16 protein-coding genes and 3 pseudogenes are annotated in these 20,318 nt (G+C 47.0%); 3 read left to right on the forward strand and 16 right to left on the reverse strand.

Going from position 1 to position 20,318, the window contains the following annotated elements; genetic code table 11:
* Positions 1 to 5: 5 nt before the first annotated feature.
* The 12 genes and pseudogenes from traJ to ALFI_RS10575 form a co-directional block, all read right to left on the reverse strand.
* Positions 6 to 1,064: a conjugative transposon protein TraJ gene (gene traJ / locus ALFI_RS10510; RefSeq protein ID WP_014775788.1), complete on the reverse strand. Its 1,059-nt coding sequence runs from the start codon at positions 1,062 to 1,064 to the stop codon at positions 6 to 8.
* Positions 1,065 to 1,079: 15 nt separating this feature from the next.
* On the reverse strand, positions 1,080 to 1,709 hold the full coding sequence (locus tag ALFI_RS10515; RefSeq protein WP_042493581.1) for a DUF4141 domain-containing protein: 630 nt from the start codon (positions 1,707 to 1,709) through the stop codon (positions 1,080 to 1,082).
* Positions 1,699 to 2,070, reverse strand: coding sequence for a hypothetical protein (locus tag ALFI_RS10520; protein WP_042493584.1), 372 nt, complete (start codon positions 2,068 to 2,070; stop codon positions 1,699 to 1,701). The genes ALFI_RS10515 and ALFI_RS10520 overlap by 11 nt, the downstream gene beginning before the upstream one ends.
* The gene (locus ALFI_RS10525; RefSeq protein ID WP_014775791.1) at positions 2,057 to 2,506 is read right to left on the reverse strand and encodes a hypothetical protein; all 450 of its coding nucleotides are present in this window, start codon (positions 2,504 to 2,506) and stop codon (positions 2,057 to 2,059) included. The genes ALFI_RS10520 and ALFI_RS10525 overlap by 14 nt, the downstream gene beginning before the upstream one ends.
* A gap of 402 nt (positions 2,507 to 2,908) precedes the next feature.
* Positions 2,909 to 3,343 (reverse strand): annotated as a pseudogene (locus tag ALFI_RS10530) (TraG/VirB4 family ATPase); the annotation flags it as partial.
* Positions 3,344 to 3,454: 111 nt separating this feature from the next.
* Positions 3,455 to 5,260: a reverse transcriptase domain-containing protein gene (locus ALFI_RS10535; protein WP_014775792.1), complete on the reverse strand. Its 1,806-nt coding sequence runs from the start codon at positions 5,258 to 5,260 to the stop codon at positions 3,455 to 3,457.
* A gap of 555 nt (positions 5,261 to 5,815) precedes the next feature.
* A pseudogene (locus ALFI_RS16615) lies at positions 5,816 to 7,897 on the reverse strand (TraG family conjugative transposon ATPase); the annotation flags it as partial.
* A 51-nt stretch (positions 7,898 to 7,948) separates the two neighbouring features.
* Entirely contained in the window at positions 7,949 to 8,281 is a 333-nt protein-coding gene (locus ALFI_RS10555) for a DUF4133 domain-containing protein (RefSeq protein ID WP_014775793.1), read from the reverse strand.
* Positions 8,282 to 8,283: 2 nt separating this feature from the next.
* Complete coding sequence (locus ALFI_RS10560) at positions 8,284 to 8,580, reverse strand: DUF4134 domain-containing protein (RefSeq protein WP_014775794.1); 297 nt, start codon at positions 8,578 to 8,580, stop codon at positions 8,284 to 8,286.
* A gap of 158 nt (positions 8,581 to 8,738) precedes the next feature.
* A complete protein-coding gene (locus tag ALFI_RS10565; protein WP_014775795.1) occupies positions 8,739 to 9,380 on the reverse strand; it encodes a hypothetical protein in 642 nt (213 codons plus the stop codon).
* A gap of 1 nt (position 9,381) precedes the next feature.
* Entirely contained in the window at positions 9,382 to 9,828 is a 447-nt protein-coding gene (locus ALFI_RS16215; RefSeq protein WP_052312789.1) for a DUF3408 domain-containing protein, read from the reverse strand.
* A 2-nt stretch (positions 9,829 to 9,830) separates the two neighbouring features.
* Positions 9,831 to 10,595 carry a ParA family protein gene (locus tag ALFI_RS10575; protein WP_014775797.1) on the reverse strand — a complete coding sequence of 255 codons (765 nt, stop codon included), beginning with the start codon at positions 10,593 to 10,595 and terminating at the stop codon, positions 9,831 to 9,833.
* A 520-nt stretch (positions 10,596 to 11,115) separates the two neighbouring features.
* On the opposite strand from ALFI_RS10575, the pseudogene ALFI_RS10580 reads away from it, so the two are divergent.
* Positions 11,116 to 11,532, forward strand: a pseudogene (locus ALFI_RS10580) (plasmid mobilization protein).
* Positions 11,517 to 12,806, forward strand: coding sequence for a conjugal transfer protein MobB (gene mobB / locus ALFI_RS10585; protein WP_014775798.1), 1,290 nt, complete (start codon positions 11,517 to 11,519; stop codon positions 12,804 to 12,806). The pseudogene ALFI_RS10580 and the gene mobB overlap by 16 nt, the downstream one beginning before the upstream one ends.
* A 257-nt stretch (positions 12,807 to 13,063) precedes the next feature.
* Here mobB and ALFI_RS10590 read toward each other — a convergent pair whose 3' ends face one another.
* Positions 13,064 to 14,176, reverse strand: coding sequence for a hypothetical protein (locus ALFI_RS10590; protein WP_014775799.1), 1,113 nt, complete (start codon positions 14,174 to 14,176; stop codon positions 13,064 to 13,066).
* A gap of 353 nt (positions 14,177 to 14,529) precedes the next feature.
* Between ALFI_RS10590 and ALFI_RS10595 the strand changes: the two genes are divergently transcribed.
* Positions 14,530 to 15,669 (forward strand): hypothetical protein, encoded by a 1,140-nt coding sequence (locus ALFI_RS10595; protein WP_155835659.1) that lies wholly within the window; start codon positions 14,530 to 14,532, stop codon positions 15,667 to 15,669.
* A gap of 142 nt (positions 15,670 to 15,811) precedes the next feature.
* Here the strand turns inward: ALFI_RS10595 and ALFI_RS10600 are convergent, their stop codons facing one another.
* The 3 genes from ALFI_RS10600 to ALFI_RS10610 form a co-directional block, all read right to left on the reverse strand.
* Entirely contained in the window at positions 15,812 to 17,608 is a 1,797-nt protein-coding gene (locus ALFI_RS10600; RefSeq protein ID WP_052312790.1) for a S8 family peptidase, read from the reverse strand.
* 113 nt (positions 17,609 to 17,721) lie between these two features.
* On the reverse strand, positions 17,722 to 18,321 hold the full coding sequence (locus ALFI_RS10605; protein ID WP_014775802.1) for a tail fiber domain-containing protein: 600 nt from the start codon (positions 18,319 to 18,321) through the stop codon (positions 17,722 to 17,724).
* 70 nt (positions 18,322 to 18,391) lie between these two features.
* Entirely contained in the window at positions 18,392 to 20,308 is a 1,917-nt protein-coding gene (locus tag ALFI_RS10610; RefSeq protein ID WP_081488107.1) for a zinc metalloprotease, read from the reverse strand.
* Positions 20,309 to 20,318 lie beyond the last annotated feature (10 nt).

A 20,318-nucleotide genomic window follows, 5' to 3' on the forward strand; every position in this document is an offset into this window, starting at 1 on the left:
TTTGCTTACTTTATATTAGGGTGTCTCATTTTGAATTTTCGCTCTTCCTCGGCAATCCTTTTACCTTGCCCCTTGATGTACTTTCCAGCACCAGTAATAGAACCCATAGCAAAGCCACCGAGCCATTTACCCCCTTGAGTAACGAGATTATTATAACTGTTGAAACCTCCGGCCTGCACAATCCATGATGCAACAGTAGGAACGGTAAAATAACCACAGATACCGATCAGCAGAAATACCAGATAAACAGTACCGTCCATATTGATAAAATACCAGGGATCAGTACTCATCAACTCCAAATCTTTTTGAAGCGATAGTGTTTGCAGGCGGGCCAGAATAGCACCGAAAATATCAGCAACCGGCAACCATAAATATACGCCGATATACTTTGTGAGCCACTGTGCCAATGAAGCCTGAAAGCCATCGAACGATGCTATAGCAAAGACCAGAGGGCCCAGAATAGCCAGTACAATAAGGTAAAATGTCCGGATCGTATCGATAACCAACGAAGCCGCTTCGAAAAGCGTTTCCAAAAGCCATCTAAAAGCCATGACAATGAGACCGCGTATCCCAAACCAATATCTATCCTGATGCAACTGCGACATTGCATTCAAATCCGGTGGCATCCAGCCCAGTTCATCAATTTGCCGGTCAAACTCTTCATCCGAGACCAAATAAGCCTGTGTCGGGTCCTTGAGCATGATTTCTTTTTCGAGTTTGTCTTTATCCGCCTGATATTGATTCATACTGAAAGTCTGGCCTTGAAGAAGAGAGTGCGTGGCTTTAACAATCGGGGATAGTATTCCGTTGAGACCGCCGATAACCAATGTATTGAAAAAGATGATGCAAATGCACATGGCAAAAGGTCGTAACAACGGAAAAACATCAATGGGCTCAGCACGCGCAATAGACTGCCATACCCGATAAGATATGTATAGCAACGCACCGATACATGCTATTGCCGACGCCATGACAGTCATTCTTTCACATAACGGAAGCATCGAATCGAAGAGCTTACGCAGAATTTCATGCAGGCTTTCAAAAGATACTAAAGGGATCATCATAATCATCGTCTTTTATTACCAATACTTATCCTCATCTGTGCCGTACAGGGATAATGTCCGCTCCATATCATTCGACTTCCTCGCCCTTATATAGGACACAGAAAGATTCTGCCGGGTATAGTAGCTCGTTAAATTCCGTAACCGCAGTAATTCGGCATAGGTTTTATCAACCACATCCAAGCGATCTTTGTCCGTCATCGACAAATCCGAGGGATTGATGATACCCTGCAAATCCTTTAGCGTGTTGGCACTTCCCTGAAGAATTCGTGTATATCCCGAAGCGATAGCAGCAAGTTCCCTCACGGAAAAGTTCTTGTCGGAAAGCATGAGCTGATAGTTCGAGACATACATATCCGAAATTTCTCCCACAAAAAGAATACACTGCTGGACCTTCCGGGCGCTGCGAACAAGGTTTTTTACTTTTTTCAGCGTATCATAGTATTTCTTACTCTGGTCATAAATCTTCTGAGTCTCCTGAAAATTCTGAACCATCGTCTGTGCCGTAGAGGATGTCTGCACCATCTCATTCGACGAATTGATGATACTTTGCGTTAAACCGGCAAGGTCCGTTACAGGCCACTGGGCCCGGGCCGCCCCCGAAATAAGGACGAGGGCGACCAGCATAACACTAATTTTATTTTTCATGTTCTGTTTCCATTTTTCGTTTGAACGCTCCGTAGTCTTCAACCAGAAGCAAATCCTGTTTGGGATCGTAACCAATGCCCTGATTCATAAAATCGGCATAGAGATTCCCTTCTTTATCTTCCAGCAGCTCAGAGGATAGGCATTTCTTATAGTTATTAATCTTGTTCCCATAGCGGAATTCGATATAATACTTCCCGTCCTCTATATAGATTCTGAAAGAAACCGTAGAGTCTTTACGTTCCCATTCACCGCAAAGCAGCTCACGGGTCGATGCGGTCTGCAGTAAATATTGCCCCCGCATCGACCGTATCGTCTTTATAAGCGACTCGAATAAATCGAGTATTTCCTTAGAACGTCCCATCGTCTTCGGTTGCCGACCGTACTGCAAATTCCATTTCGCTATCCATCTCCTCACGGAGCATGTCTTCTTCACTACGGAAAATACCGTAGGCTCCGCATCGAAGCAGCCCGTCTTTGCCGATCGTAATGTCTCCGCCCGGTCCCTCGGAAACAATCACCACACGGCGTCCCTGAGCGAGGGCCGTCATCTGGCGAATAATCGTCTTGTAGCAGCGCGTATTGTCGCAGAGCATGAGGGAGAAACCGTCCTCGATACTGCGAATCAGCAGCGAGCAGCCCCCGTCCTGAGCGATCCAACTGCCGCAAATCGTGTTATTACGCACCTGTGCGCTTAATCGATCCACATACGACAGGAATTGCCCCTGCTCCGCATGTCCTTTCCGGTAGGCAGCAAGAAGTTCTGCGAATTTTTCCGGATTATTATTTTTCTTATCCATAGCATTGAGTTTTTATTGGGTTATTTGTGTTGATTTTATTCTGCGATAACTACACCCTGGCACGAGTAGTAAATTATTCCCTGATTCCGAGAGCCAGACATAAATCCGCCTTCCGTCTTGAAAATAATAGGGCCTTAGCCAATGATGCAACCTATACCAAGTATCTTTTGAGTCCCCGAAGACAACTATATAATGGTCATCTTCGCGCGAAATAGTGAGCCTTCCACGCGGAAGAACAGCATCTCATACCCCGCATAACGCGGCATTCTTATTCCGACAATGGGATGCAGACCACCATGCGAGGGAAGCTGCACAGATTATAAACGTTCAGAGACCTGTGATAGCCCAAAGCCACATTTTCGTCTTTCGGGATAATTCGGTTTTCTGTAACATGATCGTTTGTTATTCTGAATTGCGCCTCTTATCTGCCAAAATACGAATAGCTCCCTCGATGTCTCCGTTCATCTTCTTGGCGAGGTTGAAAACCTCGACTTTCTCAACCTCTTCGGTCGTGTATGTCAAGTATTCCTCTGCCGAGACCTCCGTAGCATAGACTGCGGATTGCACCCCGCCCAAACCGATCCACACCTCTTTGTACAGCCGCGAGGGATCGTTCGAAAGGTTGATAGATAGGATCTGGGCCTTCTCCTTGTCCGAAAGTCCCAGCAGGCTTTGGATGCCGTCGAACTTTGTCATGTACTTACGCTGATCGAGAAGAATCTTGCAATCTGCATTGTTGATGATCGAGTCTTTTACAATGGAAGAAGAAATAATATCATCGACTTCCTGCGTTACGGTAATAGCTTCTCCAAAATACTTGCGGACAGTCTTATGTAGGCTAAGCACCCGGCGCCTTACCGTATTTCTACGGCAGGTTTCCAAGAACTCGCCCCCGAACCGGACTTACACCTCTCGGCGTATCCGGCTCTCCACTAATTTTTTTTCAGTCTAAACTTTTCCCAGATGCCGCAGCCTGTGGCAACTCGGACACAACGCAATGGTCTTGCGTTTTCGGGCTGACATGAGCCGTTTCCAACTCTCTTTCCCTTTCAGGTCTTTGAGGTTGCGGACATGGTGCATAATCAGCTTGCCCGTTGCCCCACACAATTCGCATTTTTCCGCTTTGAGCCTGTCCGTCAAATTGGTTCGGCTCACGTCTGCAATAGAGTACGGTTCGATGTCGCAGCTTCCGTTGAACGCCGTTGTCCGGCGTTTGAAACTTGTCTTGTAAAAGGTTCGGGACTTGATTACCCCTTTCTGCTCGTACTTTACGGTGAACAGTTTGTTGAGACGGTACTTTTTGTTGATTTTTCGTACCGTGCTCCTATATTTGCCCGCAAATGTTTTATACATGCTGTACTCCATGATATATCTGAAGTTGTGCAGTACGACGCAGTTGTTGGCGATCAGGTAATAGTTGCAAAATCCCACTGTTTCCCGATTGTATCGGTCGAGGATTTCAAGATCGTCGTTGAATATCAATCCTGAACGGCATTTGGGTTTCCAAATCTCTTTCCCGTTGCGGAGCTTGATTTCCATAGCTCCGTATTCCAGAAGTTTGTCCCGCAGCGTTGCCATGCTGACATTCAGCCGGACACGCTTGCCGTAGGTGCGTCGCAGACGTCCTTGCACATCCCGTCGTTGATGATTGTTCCGTGTTACCGTAATCTCATATCCGAGAAATTTCGCCGATTTACCCGTATGGGTTATCAGCGTCTTTTCTTCGGACAGTTCGAGGGCGAGGCTTTCGGATAGGAATGATTTAATATCCTCCTTTATCCGCAGTGCATCCTCTTTGCTACCGATTACACCCAGAATAAAATCGTCGGCGTAACGGATGTATTTGAGCCTGCGGTAACTTCCGTCCATTTCATCTCCGCTTGGAAATGCTGCACGTTCCTGTTCGATGGCTTTGAGTCTTGCGACCAAAGCCGCCTTCTCAGTCCCGTCTTTTATCTTTTTCAGTTTCCGCACAGTCCGTTTTCGTTCATTGGCCAAATCGTTGCTCTCTTTGCCCGGCCTGCGTTTGGTTCCCATGTCGAAATGTCGGATATACTCTTTCACGTACTTGTCTAATTTATCGAGGTATATATTCGCCAGAATCGGGCTGACGATACCTCCCTGCGGCATTCCGCTGTAAGTGTTGTGAAACGTCCAATCCTCGACGTATCCCGCTTTCAGGAATTTCCGTATCAGACGGATAAAACGGTCATCTGAAATGCGCTCCCGCAGGATTCCGACAAGTACATCATGGTCAATGTTGTCGAAGAACCCTTTGATGTCGCCCTCGATAAACCATTTCGCCCCGCTGAACGTCTTTTGAATATGAAGTAATGCTGTGTGACAGCTCCGTTTAGGTCGGAAACCGTGCGAGGTGGTCTCAAAATGTCCCTCGTAAATGGCTTCCAGAATCATGCGGACTACCTCCTGCACCAGCTTGTCTTCAAAAGCCGGTATTCCCAGAGGGCGCGTTTTCCCGTTTTTCTTCGGGATATGCACCCTCCGCGACGGGTGAGGCTGATAACTTTCGTCTTTCAACGAGGCTATCAGCGTTTCGATCCGGGCAAGGCTCATCTCGTCGATACTGCGACCGTCGGAGCCTTTGGTCGTACTGCCTCCGTTCGATGCGATCTTTTGGTAGGCAACATAGAACAACTCTTCGTTGAACAGAATCCGGTAAAGGCGTTCGAACTTGTAGCTCGAATCCTTACTGTGTTCGTTCAGACTGTTTAATACTCTTTCCGGACTTCTCATAATGTCTCTCACATTATCCATTAAATTGTATTAAAGAAAATTAGCTGCCTCCCTTCGCCATGTGCAGGGCGTTACCCTGCCCGGACTACTACGGAGGCTCCGTTACCGTGCCGGATATTCAGAGGTCTGCACCTCATAGCCTTACGGCGTTCCGGTTTAGGTAATCCCCGTTTACTTACTTAGTAACTGTTGGCATGATGGATTGTCGGATGCGATTTCCGTCCTTTACCATTTATCATGGTTGCTCTGCGGCAAGTTCTTGCTTGCGTCCGTACCTATACACCGGAGCAGTACCGCAGTATGACGATTTCAGTTACCTTACGTCATAGCCTTCAAGTAGAGCAGCTCGGACTGTCGTTCAAACAATTCGGTTTTCATCCTCATATCCATCGTTTCATCTTGCCGTTCAGTGGCAGTCTGGTAACTGACTGACTTACGACGTTCCCGACATGCTACACTCCCCGTCCGGTTTCCCTTTCGGATAAGTCGGGTGATGATAGGTTTTTCAAAGAACACTTACCTAATCCCTTGCCAGTGGGATATTTACTAAGCAGCTTGTACGGGCGCACAGAGATATTTCAGATACTCCGCCATACCTTCCTTGGCGATAGCCTTCCACGCTTCCTCGATGAGAATAACCTTTCGCACGCCCTGTAACCGTCGCATCTTATTGATGAAGGTTTCCATGATGATGAGCGTTACGATCGGGAATAGGATTTTGTGATCCTTAATATTATCTAACTCAAAGATCACAAGACGTTTTGAGAGCAAATCCAACTGTTTGTCGGAGTTGAGAAGATAGTCATACTCGCCACCCTTGTAGTAGGGTTCAAGCACATTGAGAAATCCATCGACATCGAAATCTTTTTCCCGGACATTTTTCTGCCGCAGAAGCCGCCGGTAATCGCTGCCCACGAATTCATAAAACGTGTTAAACGAAGGAATCAGTTCAGAATCCTTTCTCAGTTCGGCCAGATAGAGATTAACGGCATTGGAAAGAGCTACCTCCTCGGCCCGCGTCGGCGGTTCATTCTCGCGTTTCCACAGAGTCAGAATCAAGGTTTTGATAGACTCTCGTTTCTCAATGTCGAAAATCCCGTCATCCGTATAAAACGGATTGAAGCAGATCGGGTTTTCGTCGGTATAGGTAAAATAGATGCCGTCCTTCCCATGCGTCTTTTGATTCACAAGTTCACACAATCCTTTGTACGAATTACCAGTGTCAACAAGTACAATATGCGCTCCCTGCTCCCAGTATTGACGAACTAAATGATTGGTAATAAACGACTTGCCACTCCCCGAAGGCCCGACGATACATTTATTTCTGTTCTGGATTATACCTCGTTTCATCGGCAAATCCGAGATGTCGAGATGTATGGGAATTCCAGTATGCCGATCGACCATTTTGATCCCGAAGGGTGACGGACTGCTGCGGTAATTTGTCTCTGCGGTGAAAAAGCATAAAGCCGGCTCCAAAAAGGTATAAAATGATTCCTCAGCGGGAAAATCCGCTTCATTACCCGGAATAGCGCCCCAGAACAATGCCGGAACATCAACCGTATTGTGATGGGGCGTGCAACCCAAAAGTGCGAGCTGGGCTCCAACGTCATTGCGGATACGCTTGAGATCGTCTTCATTCTCCGCCCAAGTCATCACATTACAATGGCAGCGAACGGAACGAAGATTACCTACATGAGCTTCCGAAAGATACAGATCGATCCACTCCTTGTTCACGGCATTCGACCGGGAATACTGCGACAAGGAATTCATATTACGTCCCATGCGTTCGAAGCGTTCGAGAATCTCTTCGTGGTTCTCCAGAAAGATAAACTGATTGTAAACGTGATCGCATCCGAGCAACAACCCAACGGGTGCGGCAAAAGAAAGACGGCAATCACTGCGATCGGTAGAAAGCCGCTCGTAACGGGTGTCCGTTCCGACCTGCTGGGGCAGGTCATCCAAATCGGTGAGCGTATGCATACAGAGGATCTTGTCCCCGATCATCATTCGCCCCGGATCGAGCTTTATATCCTCGTTTACCGAATGTTCGAAGTTGAGCGTGAAATACTGGTTCAGGATTCCCGGAGTCTTTTCATCCCCAAGAATCTCTTCGGTCGTAAGACGCCGGATTCCAATCAGACCGCTTTCACGGATAATGCTCTCGGCCTGACCTACGGCATCCAGAAAACGGCTTATAGCTTCGGGATCACGAATCTCCTTTGGAATGATAAAACCCCGGCACAACGTCGTGAAATTGCTCTGCTGGCTGATACGCTCTTTGGTTGTCTTCGTCAGGAAAAGGTAACAGGCATGCTCAAGGTAAGGCCGTTCATTGAAATGCCGTTCAAAAGAGCGGGAGAGGAAACTTTGATCGCCATCCCGATTCTCCGGCCGATACTTTTGCGACAGAAACCAGTCCTGTTTATGAACAACGGAGTAATCGGGTAGGACTTTGATTGCTTTCAGTCAGGTAGCATGAATCGCTTCGTATTCTTTGGTGGTCACGGAAAACAGTTCCGGCAGTTCAACCCGAAATGCGACCGTTACATCAGCCTCTTTACTGACGATGCAGCCATGTTCGACAGCCATGATTGGAAACTTATCTTCCAATGTATTTTTTTTCAAAATGCTTTTCATAAGTGTTTGGGATATTAATCCTTTTCAGGCATTTGAACCTCTTATCGACAGCTAAAGGTCCCGGATTCCGCTCGTTCTGGCGATGAGCCTTACAAGGGTTTTCCGAGAACTTATCCTCCGGGGAAACCGATGCCGCGCAGCAAGTTTCATCAGCCCGTGAGCCCCATATTCGGCGTTCAAATGAAAAGTGAACCAGACCAGCGCAGTACCCAATACCAATGCAATGGTGATACATACTACAGGAGGTGCGCCCATCATGTACAAGACGACAAAAAGGACAAATACGCCTAACAATCCTCCGGCGAAAATGAAGACATACTGCGCTCTGAGTCCTTTAAATTCAACTTGTTTGCCAACGCCTTTATTAATCATGTACTCGGCCATCGTTAGAGGAAGAACGATTCGAGAACGACACCCACGATTACAAGGAAAATGCAGGCTCCAAACCAACTGGCAGCCGTTTTTGAAGTGTCCGGGTCTCCCGACGAGAACTTTTGATAGACTTTGATGCCGCCGATCAAGCCAACGACAGCGCCTACGGCATAAATTAATTTCGTTAAAGGCGCAAAATAACTCGTAACCATTGAGGTGGCATCCGTGATGCCTTTAATACCATTGCCCTGAGCCATAGCTGCGCTGGCAAGAACGACGGCCATCAAAGTCAAAATCAGTTTTTTATTCATTTTTTATGTCTGCGTTTTAAAATTATTAAAAACCGCAGACCGCGCACTTCGGAAGATTGGCGGCCTGCGGTCGTCAGTCTTCGTTAGTGCGTTCAGGTCAGTCAGCCTGAATCGAAATAGAGCATTTTCATCGCTTCGTAGTTTTTGGGTTTAACAATTTAACTGTAAGCACCTGCATCGAAATTATCAATGCCGTACTTCTCTTCATCCGTAGGTTCCAGCAGGTCCCGTTGTTCATCGGCTTGTGCAAGTTCCAACTGTTCGGCAACTTCCCGGCGAATTTGTTCTTCATCGATGATCTCGATAATCTCCTCCTCTCCGTCACCGCCATTGACAGGAACAAATCGCGCCGCAGCAAAACCTTTGTCTTCCCACCTCTGCGGCTGTTTCTTTTCTGCAGGGCGGGGTGTCTGCGTTCTCTGAAAGGCCGGAGCCCTCCATTCCATGATCCGCGGCTCCTGCTCAACCTTCGTCGTGGCTGCAAATGTATCATCCCCGGCAGTTTTTGGTTCTCTTTTCGGGCCGATGTCACCCGTTGGCTCTTTCTGGCGTGAAACATACCGCTTCTTTTCAACCAGATTATCGTCCGTCAGCGTAGATATTACCTCCTGTTCGGGAGACGCCAAGGGTTGTTCGGGCGAACTGCGGCAGGAAAATCGGAGTATAGGACCGAACCATTCCCGAAGCAAAGACCGCCATCCGTCAAAGAAAAGTTGTGCGAGTTTTCCTTTAAACAGGAACTTGTCTACATAGAGATATGTAGAAAGGCTTCCCAAGAGTATTATTAGGATTGTCTTCATGCTACAATATGTCTTTCGTATTCTTCTGACGATGCAATCTGTTAATCTCATCCCGAAACAATTCAAGATGATGGGCAAGGATATTTTCGGCAAAGGATGTGACTGAAATCCTGCTCCATCCCAACCGGCGTACTACATCTGAGAGTTTCTCTTTAGTCTTTGAACTGATGTATATTGCACTGCGCTGCTGCACGACATGTTCGCAGAGGAAAAGCCGCTCATAGCTCGATATAGGGCGAGGTTTCGCTGGTTGAGGAGGTCTTTGTTCAGTAACAGCCCCTTTCACCTCTTGCTGTACATTCTCTTCGGTTCTGTTCGCAGAGTCGGTCTTGCCGGTTTGCGCCGTGGGATTATTCAGCACGGAGCCCGAAGGACTGCGGCGCGACGCCACTTCTCGCAGGAGGATTTCATCAAGATCAATCTCCTCCAATTTTTTCTTTCCTGCCATGCCTATTCCTCCTCGACGATTTTGCAGATTTCAGCACACAGAGAATCGAGACAGCACTCCGCAACGAAAGACCGCTCACCGGGGAAAAGCGTCGAACGGCATATAGCGCCGCCTTCGGGCCGCAATTCTTTACTGAAACGAAGGCGCTGCGGGATGTTGGTTTGCATCATCGGGAGCCCGAATGCGGCCAAAGCCTTCTCGTACAGATCGTATAGTGGCGTGCGTTCACGGCGATCGATCATCGACCAAAAAAGATGCACTCCTTTGATTTCCGACTTCTCGCTGGGAATAAAAGACTCCGCAATGGTGCGGGCAAAAGTTACACTGCTCTCCATAATCATCTTATCAGCTTTCAGCGGGATGAAAATCCGCTCCAAGCCGGCAATAAGGGGTAGAACCCCCTTGGTCGCAGTAGTGCCCGGGAGATCGAAAAAAACGTAATCGTACTCCTCATCAGTAGAATCGAGGAAGGTTTTAACTGTAGTCAAGGCTGTGGCGGCCCGGCATTCAAGTACAGGCCAAATCTTCCGCCCTGTAGCTTTATACTGCCGAATCATCATCAGTTTGTAATAATCCGAGCGGTCGAGGATTTCCAACTCCCGGCGGCGCTGTTCAAGAATGCTCCACTGGGGGTAGTCGCAATCCGCGACTACAACACGCCGGCCGAGACGATAATGAAGCATTCCCGCAAGAAGAATTGTAAAAGTAGATTTCCCGACGCCGCCTTTCTGACTGCAGATAGAGATGAAATGAGGTTTGTTTTTCATAGCTGAATTCATATATTGATTCCGTTGAGTGGAATGCTGTCATTGCACTGCATGCAGGCAATGACCGCCGTGAACCCCGATCATTCATTTCACTGAATGCATCGTATTCACTGAATGCAGTGCGTGAACTGAATTCACTGCATGAACGGCCTGCTTCCAACGACCTCAATTCATACAGCGACCTGCACGCATCCACATCATCCGGCACAAAGAAAAGCAGGAATCGAAGCCCTGATTCAGTATGTCACTCAATGACACTCCCAGTCCGCAATCGTCTCTTGTGCAGTTGATTTTTTATCCCTAACATTGCACATGAGAACGATACCGCATCCGATGAGCGGCGGCACGCTGGCCGCCGCCGGGAATAATCCGCTGAATAAGCGGATTCTATCGGCGCCTGCCGATAGCGAGCTGTGTTTTTGTATGCCGCAAATATTTGCGGCATACAAAAAGGCCCGGACTCCGAAGTCGTCCGGGCTGGTTTTCGCTCCAAAGTCGCATAACCTATAAAAAAATTACTATGGCAAATGGAAAATCGGGGCGTCCGAAGGCCAAAGACCCCAAAACTCACAGGTATAATTTCAAGCTCAACGATGAACAGGAACTACATTTCCGGAAGATGCTCGAAGAAGCCGGCTACCGGGAAAACATCTCGAAATTCATCCTCGCACGTCTGTTCGGATGAGAGTTCCGGGTCTATAAAAGCGATCCTACAGGCGCAAAATATGTCGCGCGGCTGAATGATTTCTACTGGCAGTTCTCCCGAATAGGGAACAACTATAACCAGATCGTAAAGCAAGTGAACACCCACTTTTCGGAGCAGGCGATCCCCGTGCAGCTCGACATGCTCATCGGCTACACACGCCAGCTCAAAGCCCTGAGCGAAAAGATCGCATCCCTGACCGAAGAACTGCGCAAACAATGGTTGCCCGAATAAACCACGGCGCACATATCGAAGGGGTGCTTTTCTACAACAAGTTCAAGACCGACAAAGGCGAAGCACGGGTCGTCCTGTGCCACAACCTGCCCATCGTTCCCCAAGACGGCAAGATCGACATCCGCCGCCTGAGCGAAGCATTCCGCCCCTGGATGACGCATCCCCGGCCCAGACTCGGGGAACCGGTCTTTCATGTCTCGTTAAACCCCAATCCAAAAGACCGGATAGACGAGATGAAAATGCTTGAAATAGCTCATTACTACATGGAGCGCATGGGCTATGGGGATCAGCCCTATGTCATTTTCGAACACAACGACATCGAACGCAAGCATTACCACATCGTTTCGACACGGATAAAACCCGACGGCACGACGATCGACTCTTTCGAATACAAGAAACGATCGAAGGCCCTGACCGAAGAAATAGAACGCGAATTCAACCTTATTCCGACCGTTCAGGGCCAGCAGTCCGCAGCTTTCGAGGAACTGCGCAAGGTCGAATACGCGCAGAGCAACCTCAAAGCGCAGCTATCTTCCGTACTCAACAACCTGACGGACCGCTACCGATTCAGTTCTAAAGGCGAATTTACGACCCTGCTGAAAATCTTCAACATCTGGATGGAGGAATGCAAGGGAGAAGTCGAAGGCCGTCCCTATGCCGGCATTATATACGGAGCCTTGGATGAACACGGCCAACGGGTAGGAAAACCCATCAAGTCAAGCCGTATTAGCAAGAAATTCGGCTATAAGGCACTGCAAAAGGAATACAGCAAAACCAAACGATGGATCGCCGGTAACAAACAGAAGTTGGAGCCGACACGGATAACAATCCGTGAGGCGATGAAGACCGCCCGGACTACTGAGGAATTTGCAGCGGCGATACGTCCGGGTGGAATATCAGTAGTCTTCCATCGAAGCGCCGAACATGAAAACAGAATCTACGGCGTTACATTCATCGACCATAGGAACGGACTTGTTATAAACGGCTCCCGGCTCGACAAGGCTTTTGCGGCCAACCGCTTCCAAGAACTGTTTACCAAGGCTCCGGCCACTGAGCCTCAGAACCGTGCGGAGCGTTCGCAGCAGAGCTCCGACACGGGAAATGACTGGTTCACGCAGCAATCGCACGACTTTGGAGCCATATCCGACATATTCCCGGACCTGGATTTATTCTCCGTGCTGCTCAACGAGGCATCCAGACCCGATTATTGGGATGAATGGGCGCAGGAATACCAACGAAGAAAAAAGAAGAAAAAACGCCGGCACTTGAAATAATACCCGTCAAAACTTAAAGCAGGCTTACAAAAAAAGCTGTCATAGACAGCTTACATTTTGGATTCTCCGGTACACGCCCGGATTAGGTGATTTTTTTATCCCCTGTTCCCAGCTTTTGACGGTCAACATGCAACCGTAGGCCGCAATGCGGACAGACGATATTATCAGCCTTGAGTAATTGTTCTACCGATAAAGGAATATAACCACTGCATACGGGGCAACTCATGCCCATTGGCTCTGACGGTATCATATAATAATCACTTTACAGGTTTCAGTTCTTGGGGCAGTATATAGGGAATCATGGCTATTTTAACCGAACTGACACCCGTTCTCAGGATATTTATAACCCATCTTTCACCGTTTTTTCTTTTAATAACAACTTTCTCTCCCTTTTTTACCGGACATTCTTGTTCTGAATAATACGGTTGACTGGATTCCGGGGCCTTTGTCCAGCCAACTATGCCTGAGAAGATCAGGTTATTATAAATAGAGTTGAATTCCATAGTTATCATAACTTCCCCTCCCCAGACAGCTACAGCTTCATCCGACGTTATGTCTAATTCAAGCATATTATTCTTTTCTTCGGATTCAGAAGGCAAATTCGAAACACGGGGGATAGATGGAACTACTGTTTGCACACTGTCGGGCTTCGAATCCTTCATTTTATTCACAACAAAACAGAACCCATAACCAGCCGAAAATATAAAACTAACTGCCGTAATAATAGACCACAGAGATTTAACTTTAACCCGGCCAAGTAATTTCCATAATTCTTTGCAAGTTATATTTTCCATGTACCTTACGACAATCGCATAGTCATCGCTATTCTTTCCCGCGTTATTTTGAATCTGGGATTGTGCCTGTGCCGCGGCTTGCGCCTGAACTTGGTTATTCACGTTGATATTAACTTGAAGCGGCTTGTCGTCCCGGCTATGGGCATTCTTTTGCTCCTGTTCCTGATCCTTCTGCTGCTCCTCGTCCACTAATTTCAAAAAATGGTTGCAAGCTTCGATTGTTTCCTGACGCATGATTTCAATGCCGGAAACAGGCAGTGGAAGCGATCCTTCACGCTTAGTATAGTAATCGATCGTCTTTTTGAAAACAGCATCTTTCGACTGAAGATAATTCTTTAAGTTCTTGACGGTATCGATAAGATGCTTCGGGCTTACAAAATGATTGCCTATCTCTAAATCACAAAACTCCTCCCTTAAATTATGAGCAATATCCCGTGATGTTTGGATGATTTCACTGCTGTTTATAAATTCTCCATACGAACGACTACCGTATTCCTTCATACTCTCGAAGTATTCACGGGAATGGTTCTGCACGAACTTTTCGAAATATTTCCTGGCTTCGTCAAAAGTATTCATAAAACAAAGGTAGTGAATTATCTCCGAATTATCCTAATATCCAGAACCTCGAAAAAAACGCAAACACCTGCCCGTAGTAGCTGCAGAGACTTTCGACCGTGGAAACGGATAGAATACCCATATCAACCGGCACATCAGAAAATTACTTGAAGATTTGCTGTTTTCTGAATAATAATCGCTAACTTTATATCACGGTCTGATAAATATTAGGCTTTATGGGTCGGTGGACCTCACAGTTCATAGATGTTTCATGGAGGAGGTGATTAGTGGCCTCCTCCCTTTTTTAAACGATGTTTGTACACATACACATACCCATCATCGACTGTAGAAGTCTGTGTTCATCCTTTCAGAGGTTGAAGCGTCCCGTCTTTCCGATTCCGGAAGAAAATGACTTTATCCGCAACTTCGGCAAAGTATCCTTGAATTACATCCCAGCCCTTCCGTGTTACGCCGGAGAAGACTGGTTTTTCCGGGGTGAAAATACCGTGAGGTTTAAGGAACTGCCCCGATTTAGGATTAGGATTGGCAAACAATATTACAACTGCCAAAGCAAATTCCGACGCCTCTTCTGCAACGGGAAAATGGCTAATCGTTATGAAGTGGGCTTAGAATTCACGGGAATGAGAGTATACGCCAATCAGCTTGTAGACCATCTGTTCAGCCTGGGCGTCAAAGTCAAAAACTGCGAAAAAGGATACACCCCGACCACTCTTTTGGCTGTCGGGAAATTCCTGCCTGCGATTTACGACTATTCGACATCGAATCAGCCGCTCCACGATGATTTACGTGTAAGCTGCGGGGAGACATTGTGTATTCTGGAATCTGCGGCCGGGGAAATCGTATTCCGGCCTCAGCATGCCGAATTGGTGCTTAAATTTCCTAAACAGGGACTCTCACTTTATCATTTCGTCTACACACGGGCGAATACCAAGATTCATTGCTGGATAATACAGAAATGGCTGACGGCAGACGCCCGCTTCGCCAGCAAACTGAGAAACGCGCTATTTCAAGTTCATTTGGAGTCCCAATCTTTGATTCAGGCATATAAATTTCTGATCCTGAACGACGATCCCCAAAAGTTAAACAAGGAGGCATTCCTGCGTTTCGTAACGGATATTCAGGCTAAACTCAAGCGCCGATCCCGCTTCACTATCAGCACCGAACGTATCGTCAACATCGCTCTCAAAGCAACGCACGCCCTACAACCGGCGCAGATGACCAAGATGATCGACATGGTGGATAGGATCGGCGACAAATACCAGACCGCCGACTTTCTGGAACTCATGTCGCCCCTAACGATCGCCGAGTGGAAAGAAGAGATCGAACGGGAGCTTCAAAAAAACTGGAGTCCCGGAACCAAAACGCAACTCGAATACCTGAAAGAGGCATGTAGTTCCTCTTCGTTCAAGCAATTCATTCGCTTTATTGTTCAATATAAGGGCGAAATCTGGGATATAGCGAAGGACATCATTACCGACCGACTAAAGAAATAAGGCTTACGGGGGAGGGCCAGTAGGGCGAAGCCCCTACAATATACTTCAAAACTAAAAATGGCCGGAAGAAAAATCTTCCGACCATGAATGGGGCAAACCGCTCCGTTTTAAACGGTTTCCATCATAGTGAATTGCTGCATCTTTAATTGCGTATCTCAAGTTTACAACCAGCATTTACATGTAAAGTCTCAAGCGATGTAACACTTTCGGTTCCTATGATTGTCAATTTTGCGTTATTACTAACAGTGACATTCTTAGTCTCCACTTTACGACCCTGAACAATCTGATCTGTCGTTACATGCTGATCGTAAAAAAGAATTTTATCAGGAACGTAATTCACTGCGGCATAAGCATCGACCAAGCCATAGCCCATGTAATCAACCCATAGCCCATTGGGACGACCGGAAGTCGTTTTATATAAATAACCTCCGACCTTTTTCCCTGATTTTTCTATAGCAGTTACCACTTGCAAGCGTGTAAAAGTAGGGTTCTTCGATATTACGAGAGCTGCTACACCCGCAATATGCGGGGTAGCCATAGACGTTCCACTCTTCTGGCCTGTGCTATTGCCCGGAATTGTAGACAAAATATTAGATCCGGGAGCCACAACATCCAACTTCGTACCATATCCGGAGAAAGACGATTTACTGCCATTTGAGTCAATAGAACCGACAGTTAATATATCATCATGGAAATTGCCGGGATAATCCATAACTCCAGAATAATTTCCTGCAGCAAAGGTTACTACACACCCTAATCCATCCCGGCCTTTTGTCATGGCATCAATAATAGCCTGCTCCAAAATCGCACTATGCATAGTGTCGTAAAATGCTCCACCCTGATCGCCCCAAGAATTAGTAAGTACATCAGCCCCATTTTGCCATGCCCAGCTAAATCCGCTCGCAAGTTCAGCCGAGAATGTTGTTGACAAATATAGGTCGTGACTAACTCCGATAATCTTGGCTTCAGGAGCAACGCCAACCACTTGCAGATTATTATTCCATACGGCGGCAACAGTACCGGCTACGTGTGTTCCATGACTCAATCCATTCACAAATACGCTGGGAGATTTGCCCGTTTGCGCATCATAGCTCAAGGTATGAAGATTGGCATTCAAATCATTGTGGCTGCGGTCAATCCCCTGATCTAATACCGCGACTTTCGCACCGGCTCCTCTTGTTATATCCCACGCAGCGGTAACATTGATATCAATATCCGGATAAGAATTATTTTTCAATCCCCATAGTTGGCCAAACATCGGATCATTAGGAATAACGTTCGGCTTGAAATCAAACATAAATGCAGGGTCCACATCTGCGAAATGACCAGTTTCATAGAAGTAGTTGCTTGCATCTACCGAACTGCCGAAGCTGGAGTTATGAATAGACATAATATACCACAAAGGCATATAAGGAACCTCCTTTACAATCTGAACTTTCTGTTCTTCTGCCAGCAGCTTTAATGTGGCGAAATCTTTCTCATCCTTTAATTTCAAATAGAAAATATCGGATGTTCCGATGGGTTGAGCATTCGCACCTCGGCTAAAGAATGGCAGAATGTGTTTAATCTGCTTATTTTGCTTGAGGTCTTTTATGAGTTTAGAGTAGTCTGTAGCAGTCGATTTCGAAGTCAATCTATATTTGACTACATTCCCGCTCCGAGCGCCATCTTCTTGTACTAAGTCCAGCCCTTGAAATGAAGAACCGGTCTTTGAAGATTTCAACGACGCATCATCTGCAACAATATTCACATATTCAGTATTCAGAGTCAAGGGTATCTTTTCTCCGCTATACCAGTAGTAGCACGTCGCATCTGCCCCTGCCGAGCGTGTCTTACTCAGGCCGTCTTGTCCCGGCTCATCGACAGGAGCGTCAGTACAAGAACCAAGAGTAATGGCCAGCAGGAATAGCATACTGAAAATGCCTATTATTTTTTTCATGGTTTCAAGTTTTTTAATTATATCTCGTTAAGACATATAAGAGATATTATATTGAGAAGCACAGAGCGGGTTACCATCCCCGCATCCGCCTGTTCCTCGACTAACGAGAGTTGTCACCGATTCTCTTTCAAGGCATTTACCTCGGCTTGAAGAGATTTTACGGCATCGATCAGCACGGGGATCAACATGTTGTAGTTGACGCATTTATTGCCCTCTTTGTCCGTGATGACAGCGCCCGGTAAGACCTCCTCCAACTCTTGTGCAAGGACGCCAATCTCCTGATCAGAAGACCTGCGATAGTTTTTACCCTCGTTAATGAAGTTGTAGGTGACAGGTCTGATCCGCGAGATAACCTCCAAGCCTTGTGAGAAATCACGAACATTGGTCTTGGCACGAGCATCGGAGTGGTAGTAAACATTCAGCACATTGATGCTGTTATACTTGTTCGTTGAGGAGTTGTAGAAAGAGATCTGATCACCATGCCCCGCCAGCCGGGTGTTTTCTGACGAAATGTCAATCTGGAAGAAGTTCGTCTGTGACGGGAGTTTGAAATATGCGCCGTTTCCGGCTATCGAGACCTTATAGCTCCCAATAGGGGTGGTATCCAGCGACAAGCGGCCTCCGGAATAGGTAAGCTGTGCATTTGCCGAGAAAATGCTGACAGCAGAGAATAGAATTGTGAAAAGCAGCGTATGGAGAGTTGTAGGTTTCATATATTCAAGTTTTTTAAGGTTAAAAGTAATCCGGGGTTTGGTTTACCCAAACCCCGGATTTGGGTATTACTTAGTTATTATGATTCGTGCTGTTTAAATATATAATGGGATGATAAAATCCGGATTCCCATACAACATTCCAATTTTTTGCAGGAAGATTTTGATTTATAGCATTATATATCACTCTATCGATGGGAATTTGATCGTATACAGGATTCGGCCGGACTGGGGTGATTGGACCGATCGCGTTTCCTGTCTCATTCTCTGAAGGATACAACCGGAAGGCAATTCCCCGCAGGACGATCGATCCTTTTGCGGCGGCTTCTTTTGCGGGTAACGTATTGACCGCATCGAGCAGCAATTTTCCATAAGGATCTGAACCACCAACGATGTAACCACTGAAAGAGGACAAATAGACGTATTCCAAAGCAGGAAGATCCCCGAAGTTGAAATTCTTGAGTTGGGTATTCTCCAGACTGATTTGCTTGAGGTTATTGCAATTCAGAATTGTCAACCCGCCGGTATCGCTCAACGAATATAACGATTCCGGATAGTCCGGCCATGCGAACACAGACTCATAATCTCCGATGTCAATAGGATCAGTTGGCTCGGAATATGATTCTCCTGGTTTCCAAATTCCTTTACTTGTCGCAAAAGTTTCCAGATTCGAACAATTATCCAAAATAACCTTTGAGTCGCCAATCCTGACTAAATACAGTTCTTTGAGATATTCGTACCCTGTGAAGTTGAACTCCCGACTAATGAAATCCGAACCGCCTATAATGCGGATATAGCTTAACGCATGATTCACGGGCTTGATGTCGATCGCACCTGCATTATTAGCACCCTTAAAGTCGAATCTGGTCAGCGCATAGCTGTAATCCGGCTTTGCCTCTCCGTAGTCCAGCACCTCGCCGATAACGATCTTACGGGTTTTCGTTTCGTCGAATGTCTTGTTGATCATAAACGTATGCTCAGACGTCGTATAGTCCGGAAGATCATAGGCAGTGTACTCTTTCGAGACCTCACCATCCCAGCGTACCCCCAGATTCTTGGTTGTAGTCACCGAAAATCTTGTGCTGGAACCAGTGCATTCGAACTCGATCAATGGGACGAATAGATTATCTGGGGGCGTACCTCCGAATGACTCTCCATAGAGGAACTGCGCAAATGACTTATCATTTTCGGACAACTCGGTTATGTAATCCTCGTCGAATTCGATGGGCGGAATATTGCGGGCAATCATCTCATAGAACGGCCAGTTCATCACCGACCACTGGTCGTAGTACTCGGTTTTGTGGATGAAGAACGCCTGATCTTCGAGCGGATCGAGTACGATCTTCTTCAACTCATCCCAGGCAATGTAATTCGCCAGTTCATTTTCCCAGTACTCCCGAATGGCCGTTTCGTTTACACTGCCGTCGGCATTGGTTATCCAAGCCGGATGGAACATCGGGTGACGGAACTCCAGCTCCAGACCGAGGACCTGACCGAAAGCCCGTAGTACGTCACTCCGCTTTTGGGCATCTCCGGCACGGCGCCATTGTGCAAAGTGCATTGTAGCTTCGCTCTGCTGTCCGTAAACCTGCATATGATCGGTGCCGGTCAACGACCAGCTCGACATCATGCCCGGCACATAGTCGAAGCCGATACGGACAGTGGCAGGCTTGTCACTTCCTACGAAATGGAAGCGGACGCCGGCAGCCTTCTCCCACTCTTTAGCTACTTCCTTAACATATTCCTGATAGCCGGCCGAACCGTTCAGGAATTTGACGGTCAGGTTATTGGCCGCCATAGGTTTACTCCACACTTTCATGGCGTTCGCAACGCCACGGGTCGCGGGAGCAGGGGTATTCAGCATGGCTGCACCATAGAAATGCGGAACAAAGGCTTCCGTTTGGTCAGCCTGCCCCGAACTCGTTGTTTCATCCTTGCTGCAACCTGCAAAGAGCAACAACACAACAGATAGCAGTAATAGTTTTTTCATAGCTGAATGT

The sequence above is a fragment of the Alistipes finegoldii DSM 17242 genome, from assembly GCF_000265365.1.
Lineage (GTDB): Bacteria > Bacteroidota > Bacteroidia > Bacteroidales > Rikenellaceae > Alistipes > Alistipes finegoldii.